The sequence below is a fragment of the Empedobacter sp. UBA7494 genome (assembly GCF_002478465.1).
Lineage (GTDB): Bacteria > Bacteroidota > Bacteroidia > Flavobacteriales > Weeksellaceae > Empedobacter > Empedobacter falsenii_B.
On the sequence record NZ_DLOC01000080.1, the window covers coordinates 21,845 to 28,421 of the forward strand.

Below are 6,577 nucleotides of genomic sequence, written 5' to 3' on the forward strand. Positions count from 1 at the left end.
TACGCTAAGTGTCGTTTTTTGTTTAAGTTTAATCCACAAAATTAGAACATGAAACAAATTACTCTAACATTATTTACACTTATTACGCTTTCGGCTTGTACTTCTAGCAAAACGGTTTTTCATAAAAAATGGACAACGAAACAAGCGCCAGAAAATTTTGTTGCTCGATTTGAAACGACAAAAGGAAATATTGATATCGAAGTTGAAAGAAAATTATCACCAAAAGCTGTTGATCGTTTTTATCAATTGGTTAAATACAATTTTTTCGAAGATGGAACTTTTTATCGTGTTGTTCCGAACTTTGTCGCCCAATTTGGAAATACAGACACAATTGTTTCTAATCAATGGAAAAAGTTTATTGTAGAAGATGAACCTGTTATTGCTGGAAATAATAAAGGAGCTTTGAGTTTTGCGCGCGCAGGAAAAAACACAAGAGATTTGGATTTGTTTATTAATCTGAAAGATAATCATCGTTTGGATACAATCAATTCCAATGATGTAGTAGGTTTTCCAAGTTTTGGAAAAGTGGTGAACGGAATGAATGTTGTAGAAAGTTTGTATGATGGTTACGCTGGACAAACAATGGAAGATGAAGAAATTTTTAACAGCACAAAATTAATGCGCGAAAGATATCCAAAGCTTGACAGAATATTGAATGCAAAAATCATTAAACTGAAAAAGAAAAATAAGTAAAACAATGTGACATAAAGTTTTAACATGACACAAAAATCAATTTAAATGTTTTGGCATGTACTTTGTAATACATAATACGTTTTTAAAACATATTTTGTGAAATGAAAAAATCAAAATTCTTTAAAGTCGCTGGAGCAGCAGCAATGGCAGCTCAAAAAGACAAATCTTTTTTTGAAAAAGTAAAGGCTTTTTTCAATATGTTAGGTGATTACAAAAAAGGAAGTTATAAACCTGACAACATGAATTTATTTCTTGGATTTGTAGCAACTTTATACATTATTTCTCCTATTGATATCATTCCAGAAGCGCTATTTGGACCTTTTGGTTTGATAGATGATTTTGGGATTTTACTTTTTGGAATGAAATATTTCAACAAAGAAATTATTAAATATCTTGCATGGAGAGATACGCAAAGAGCCTATGCAAATGTTGAAGATGCAAAAATTATTGATTAGCAATAAATTAAATAGCTATAAAAAATCCGATTGAATTTTCAGTCGGATTTTTTATTTTTAGATTATTCAAAAAATGCTCTCTTTCTCATAAATAAAATTTATTATCTGACGATTATTCATTAGATTTGAGCAATACAATACTAAAAACTAAAACACCTGAATAATGGTAATTATTAATAATTTCGATGAATACAAAGCTTTCGAAGGTAAAGAAATCGGTAAATCTGACTGGCATATAATAAATCAAGAACAAATCAATCGCTTTGCTGATGCAACTTTAGATCATCAATGGATTCATACAGATCCTGAAAAAGCAGCTAACGAAGGACCTTTCAAAAAAACAATAGCACATGGTTATTTAACGCTTTCTTTAATTCCTCATTTATGGAATCAAATTGCGGAAGTGCGCAACATCAAAATGTTAATCAATTATGGAATTGAAAATTTGAGATTTGGACAAGCTGTTTTGGTTGATAGTGAGGTAAGATTAACTGCAAAATTGAAATCTATTACAAATTTGAGAGGAATTGCAAAAGTTGTCATCGAAGCAAATTTAGAAATTAAAGATAATCCGAAACCTGCTTATACAGCGGATGTGGTTTTCCTTTACCATTTTAATGATTAATCAGCAATCAATACAATTTACAAAGCTTCTATTTTTTATAGAAGCTTTTTCTTTTCATAAAATATCGAAGTATCTTGCGCTCGATTTTATATAACATGCAAAAAATTCAAAATAATAAAACCTTAATTTCTATTGTTGGACCAACTGCAATTGGTAAAACAAATTTGGCAATAGAAGTTGCAAAACATTTTCAATCCGAAATTATTTCTTGTGATAGTCGTCAATTTTTCAAAGAAATGAAGATAGGAACTGCTGTTCCTTCTGAGGAAGAATTGACTGAAGTGAAGCATCATTTTATTCAAAATATTTCTATTCACGAAAAATATTCGGTTGGTGATTTTGAGCGTGATGGCTTAGCTTTTTTGAATAATTATTTCAAAACAAATGACATTTGCGTCATGGTTGGTGGCTCTGGTTTATATGAAAAAGCGATCACAGTTGGCTTTGACGAATTTCCTGATGTTGATCCTAAAATTAGAGAAGATTTGAATAATGAGCTTGCTGAATTTGGAATTGAAAAATTGCAAAAAGAATTGCAAGAAGTCGATCCAAAGTATTTTGAAGAAGTTGATATTTTCAATAAACAGCGTGTAACACGTGCTTTAGAAATTTTTAGATCTTCGGGTTTACCTTTCTCTAACTTCAGAAATCAAGATTTAAACAAACGTCCATTTAACATAATTAAAATCGGTTTAGAACTTCCTCGCGAAGAAATGTACAACCGAATCAATCGTCGAGTTGATATGATGATGAACGAAGGTTTATTAAATGAAGCAAAAAATTTATTTCCTTTAAAAGATTTGAATGCTTTGCAAACTGTTGGTTATCGAGAATTGTTCGACTTTTTTGAAGAGAAAATTACATTGGATTTTGCGATAAAAGAAATCAAAAAGAATACAAGACGTTTTGCAAAACGTCAAATGACATGGTTCAAAAAAGATGAAACTGTCAATTGGTTTTCTCCTTTCGAACAAGAAAATATCATTAATTTTATATCGAACAAAATATAAATTATGGAAAATTTTGTTGCCATCGATTTCGAAACTGCAAACAATTATCGTAATTCTGCTTGCGCGGTTGGAATTGTAACTGTGACAGATAATGTGATTACAGACGAGTATTACACGTTAATTCAACCACCACAAAATCAATATAATTATCATAATATTTTGGTTCATGGAATTCGTCCCGAAGACACAATTGATGCACCAAGTTTTGAAGATGTCTATTTTGAAATCAAACATCGTTTACAAAATCAGCTTGTTGTTGCACATAACGAATCGTTTGATCGTTCTGTTTTGAAGAATACAATGGAGTTTTATAGCCTCAATTACTCTCAACTTAACCTTGCCGAAAAGTGGGAATGTACATACAGAATTTTCAAACAGAAAGGAATTGTTCCTACAAAATTATCCGATTGTGCTCGCCGATTTAATCTTCAACTCAACCATCATGAAGCTTTATCTGATGCAAAAGTTTGTGCTCAATTATACTTATTAAAATAGTTTTCACTAAAAATTTATCTGATTTAACGTTTAAAAAACAATTCTATATTAATTATAATAGATTTATATTCAAAACTATATCCATTTACAAATATTTGTAAGTATTTACAAGTATTTAAAATTGATTAATAATAACTTTAATAATTCACTTTTCTAAGAAATTCGTTACATCAAATATTGAACTTCAATAAAGTTTATTTTGATTTTGAGGAATGAATTGATAATTTGAAAAATTAACTATCAGAATTTTTGATAAGATGAAGTATAAACTAAAATTTAGTTCCGATAAATCTTTGCAAGTTGAAAAAAATAATAATTTAAAAAATTGATTTCAATTGGGTTTTTATCGAAGAAGTAAAATAATCACATTATGTATTTAACATAATAAATAGGGTTACTCTGGGAACATTAATTTCAAAATTGAAAAATTGATACCTCCCTACTCTTTTTAAAAAGATAAAAAAAGGCTGCATTTGCAACCTTTTTTTATAACATTATAACGCCTTCTATCTTCGAAACTTCTTTGTAATAATTGATTACTGTATCCGCATCAATCACATAAAGTTTAATCGAAATAGATGTATATTTTCTATTTTTTGAAGCTTTGTAATCAAATTCAGCATTCGTTCCTGCAAAAATATCTTTTATTTTTTTCATCGTTTCTTCACTTGAAGGATAAATGAATTTGAACAAATAATCTGCTGGAAATTTTTGAACATCATCTAATCTTTCTTTGAATTTTGCATAAAAATCCTGCTCATTGTGAGAGTTATCTGGTATTTCTTCGAATGTATAATCTCTATTTGCGTCCATATCTATTATTTTTTGTTACAATGTCAAAAACAATACCACTTCACATTCTTAATAAAATATAGAATTAATAAGACATTTTGACATATTATAAATCTTATAATTTCAATCTCATCATATAATCTATTTGTTCATCATCTCCAAGTCTGAAAATATGTTGATCGAATTTTTCGAAACCATTCTTTAAATAGAAATTAATCGCAGAAATATTCTTTTCCCAAACTCCTAACCAAATTGTATGCAAGTTGAGGTTTTTAGTTATTTCTACAGCTTTATTAAAAAGAATTTGTCCAATTTTCTTTCCTTGAAACAATTCTAACACATAAATTCTTTCAATTTCCAAAGAATTCATATCATAAACTTCTGTTTGAGCATCACCAATATTTAATTTCAGATAACCGACAATTTTTTGGTTAATCATTGCAAAAAAGAACAACGAATTTTGATTCTTCAATTCTTTTAATAATTGATCTTCTGAAAAACTTTCGATCAAATATTTTTGCATATCCTCTTCTGTGTTAGAAGAAGAAAATGTATCTGCAAATGTCTTTTTAGAGATTTCTTGAAGTTCTGTAATGTGTTTTTTTTCAACTCTTTTTATTGTAATTTCTTCGTTCATTAATGCGAAACAAATTTTAATCCTACAATTGAACTAATTAATGTAAAAATAAAGAATATTCTCCAAAAATTAGCTGGTTCTTTGAATACAAAAATTCCGATTAAAACTGTTCCAACAGCGCCAATTCCAGTCCAAACAGCATAAGCAGTTCCCAAAGGTAAAGTTTGTGTTGCTTTGATTAATAACGTCATACTTGCAACCAAACATATTGCAAAAGCGCCATACCACATGTACATTTCTGAGCCTGTTGTTTCTTTGGCTTTCCCTATAGATGATGTAAATCCAATCTCGAATAATCCTCCTAAAATCAATAAAATCCAATTCATTTTGTTAATATTTTGATGCAAAGATGAATTAGAAAAAAATAGATTTTTTTTACATTTGTAAAAAAATTATTCGCTTAAATTTCTGTGCGAATCCTACTTAATTTCACTTGAGAAATTCCTAAATAAGACGCGATATAACCTAATTGCACACGATTAATCAAACTTGGATTTTCTTCTAACAATTTTTTATAACGATCAATCGCCGTTCCTAGTTGCCTAGAAATAAAACGCTCTTCAGTTTTTATCAATTCAATTTCAGCAAGTTTTCTTCCCCAATTTGCAATTTCTAAATTTGTCGCATAAAACAATTGTATGTCTGAAGATTTAATTTCATATAACTCACAATCTTCCATTAATTCGATTGTTTCGTAACTAATTTTATTTTCGACATAACTTCGCATCGATAAAATCAAATCGCCTTCTTTCCCAAACCAAAACGTAATTTCTTTTCCATCGTCTACGCGCGAACAATTCCTTTTTTGATGAAATATAACTTTTTCTCAACTTTATCAGCATCAATAAGCGTGGTGTTTTTTGGTAATCGAATCAATTGAATTTTATCTGCTATCAATTGAATAGACTGTGATGAAAGTGGCGAAATTTGATTTAAGATTTGTTCTATTTCCATTATTGAAACTTGTCTAGTAAAAGTAAACAAAAAACTCAACCTAAAATAGGCTGAGTCATTCAAATTAAATTAACACCTGAAGTCTACTTTGCATGTAGACCGCATTCTTTTTTACTATTGTCTTCCCACCACCATCTTCCGGCACGAAAATCTTCACCTTCGTTTATAGCACGTGTGCAAGGAGCACAACCAATACTTATAAAACCCTTGTCGTGTAACGGGTTGTAAGGAACTCTATTTTCTTTCAAATATTCGAAACAATCCTCTGTTGTAAAATCAATCAATGGATTGAATTTGAATAATTGTTTTTCTTCGTCAAACTCTATTTCGTGCATATCATGTCGATTATTCGATTGCTCCGCACGCAAACCTGTAATCCAAACTGATGCTTCTTTTAATGCACGATTCAAAGGAATTACTTTTCTGATATAGCAACATTGTTTTCTCAAATCAACCGAATCGTAAAAAGGATTAATTCCATTTTCTTCAACAAAATTTTCTAACTCCTCTGTTGGTGGATAAAATGGTTTAATCTTCGCTTGATATTTAAATTCTGTTTTGTTCCACGTATTGTACGTTTCCTGAAAAACACGACCTGTATCTAAAGTAAAAATCTCAATATTGTCTAATTTTTGACTTAAAATAGCATGAGAAATAACTTGATCTTCGAAACCAAAACTTGTCGAAAAAACTATTTTTTCTTTAACGTTGTTATTCAAAAACAATAATTTTTCTTCTAAACTTACTTGTCCTGTAACTTTTTCTAATATCTCTTTTAGTTGATTCATTTTCTTATATAATATCTATAGTTTTTATAGAGTATTTATTTTTAACAAATGTATTAATTCCAATTTTCTAAAACAACACTAATCTCGACTAATTTTATAGATATAATACCCGTAGTGCATTTAGGTAA

11 protein-coding genes are annotated in these 6,577 nt (G+C 29.2%); 5 read left to right on the forward strand and 6 right to left on the reverse strand.

What is annotated here, in order from left to right; all coding sequences use genetic code 11:
* Nucleotides 1-48 precede the first annotated feature (48 nt).
* The 5 genes from B4E95_RS09710 to B4E95_RS09730 all read left to right on the forward strand — a co-directional run bounded on the left by B4E95_RS09710 (nucleotide 49) and on the right by B4E95_RS09730 (nucleotide 3,278).
* Complete coding sequence (locus B4E95_RS09710) at nucleotides 49-693, forward strand: peptidylprolyl isomerase (RefSeq protein WP_221854483.1); 645 nt, start codon at nucleotides 49-51, stop codon at nucleotides 691-693.
* A 101-nt stretch (nucleotides 694-794) separates the two neighbouring features.
* On the forward strand, nucleotides 795-1,148 hold the full coding sequence (locus B4E95_RS09715; protein WP_221854484.1) for a YkvA family protein: 354 nt from the start codon (nucleotides 795-797) through the stop codon (nucleotides 1,146-1,148).
* 163 nt (nucleotides 1,149-1,311) lie between these two features.
* Nucleotides 1,312-1,773: a MaoC family dehydratase gene (locus B4E95_RS09720; protein ID WP_221854485.1), complete on the forward strand. Its 462-nt coding sequence runs from the start codon at nucleotides 1,312-1,314 to the stop codon at nucleotides 1,771-1,773.
* A 95-nt stretch (nucleotides 1,774-1,868) separates the two neighbouring features.
* Nucleotides 1,869-2,783, forward strand: a complete 915-nt coding sequence (gene miaA / locus B4E95_RS09725) for a tRNA (adenosine(37)-N6)-dimethylallyltransferase MiaA (protein ID WP_291091357.1) — start codon at nucleotides 1,869-1,871, stop codon at nucleotides 2,781-2,783.
* Between the two features lie 3 nt (nucleotides 2,784-2,786).
* Nucleotides 2,787-3,278, forward strand: a complete 492-nt coding sequence (locus B4E95_RS09730; protein ID WP_038334348.1) for a 3'-5' exonuclease — start codon at nucleotides 2,787-2,789, stop codon at nucleotides 3,276-3,278.
* Nucleotides 3,279-3,764: 486 nt separating this feature from the next.
* On the opposite strand, the gene B4E95_RS09735 is transcribed toward B4E95_RS09730, so the two are convergent.
* From B4E95_RS09735 to B4E95_RS09755, 6 genes are all read right to left on the reverse strand, one after another.
* A complete protein-coding gene (locus B4E95_RS09735; RefSeq protein ID WP_286494845.1) occupies nucleotides 3,765-4,091 on the reverse strand; it encodes a DUF493 family protein in 327 nt (108 codons plus the stop codon).
* Between the two features lie 94 nt (nucleotides 4,092-4,185).
* Complete coding sequence (locus B4E95_RS09740) at nucleotides 4,186-4,707, reverse strand: GNAT family N-acetyltransferase (protein ID WP_291067767.1); 522 nt, start codon at nucleotides 4,705-4,707, stop codon at nucleotides 4,186-4,188.
* Entirely contained in the window at nucleotides 4,707-5,033 is a 327-nt protein-coding gene (locus tag B4E95_RS09745; RefSeq protein ID WP_291063712.1) for a DMT family transporter, read from the reverse strand. The genes B4E95_RS09740 and B4E95_RS09745 overlap by 1 nt, the downstream gene beginning before the upstream one ends.
* A 74-nt stretch (nucleotides 5,034-5,107) precedes the next feature.
* On the reverse strand, nucleotides 5,108-5,434 hold the full coding sequence (locus B4E95_RS13085; RefSeq protein WP_349680115.1) for a hypothetical protein: 327 nt from the start codon (nucleotides 5,432-5,434) through the stop codon (nucleotides 5,108-5,110).
* A gap of 56 nt (nucleotides 5,435-5,490) precedes the next feature.
* Nucleotides 5,491-5,661: a hypothetical protein gene (locus B4E95_RS13090; RefSeq protein WP_291063714.1), complete on the reverse strand. Its 171-nt coding sequence runs from the start codon at nucleotides 5,659-5,661 to the stop codon at nucleotides 5,491-5,493.
* Nucleotides 5,662-5,744: 83 nt separating this feature from the next.
* Nucleotides 5,745-6,449 carry a phosphoadenylyl-sulfate reductase gene (locus B4E95_RS09755; protein WP_291091359.1) on the reverse strand — a complete coding sequence of 235 codons (705 nt, stop codon included), beginning with the start codon at nucleotides 6,447-6,449 and terminating at the stop codon, nucleotides 5,745-5,747.
* Nucleotides 6,450-6,577: the final 128 nt, after the last annotated feature.

Coding starts and splice junctions, on each gene's coding strand:
- B4E95_RS09715 (WP_221854484.1), top strand. CDS start 795: ATGAAAAAATCAAAATTCTTTAAAGTCGCTGGAGCAGCAGCAATGGCA.
- B4E95_RS13085 (WP_349680115.1), bottom strand. CDS start 5,434: ATGCGAAGTTATGTCGAAAATAAAATTAGTTACGAAACAATCGAATTA.
- B4E95_RS09710 (WP_221854483.1), top strand. CDS start 49: ATGAAACAAATTACTCTAACATTATTTACACTTATTACGCTTTCGGCT.
- B4E95_RS09745 (WP_291063712.1), bottom strand. CDS start 5,033: ATGAATTGGATTTTATTGATTTTAGGAGGATTATTCGAGATTGGATTT.
- B4E95_RS13090 (WP_291063714.1), bottom strand. CDS start 5,661: ATGGAAATAGAACAAATCTTAAATCAAATTTCGCCACTTTCATCACAG.
- B4E95_RS09730 (WP_038334348.1), top strand. CDS start 2,787: ATGGAAAATTTTGTTGCCATCGATTTCGAAACTGCAAACAATTATCGT.
- B4E95_RS09720 (WP_221854485.1), top strand. CDS start 1,312: ATGGTAATTATTAATAATTTCGATGAATACAAAGCTTTCGAAGGTAAA.
- miaA (WP_291091357.1), top strand. CDS start 1,869: ATGCAAAAAATTCAAAATAATAAAACCTTAATTTCTATTGTTGGACCA.
- B4E95_RS09735 (WP_286494845.1), bottom strand. CDS start 4,091: ATGGACGCAAATAGAGATTATACATTCGAAGAAATACCAGATAACTCT.
- B4E95_RS09755 (WP_291091359.1), bottom strand. CDS start 6,449: ATGAATCAACTAAAAGAGATATTAGAAAAAGTTACAGGACAAGTAAGT.
- B4E95_RS09740 (WP_291067767.1), bottom strand. CDS start 4,707: ATGAACGAAGAAATTACAATAAAAAGAGTTGAAAAAAAACACATTACA.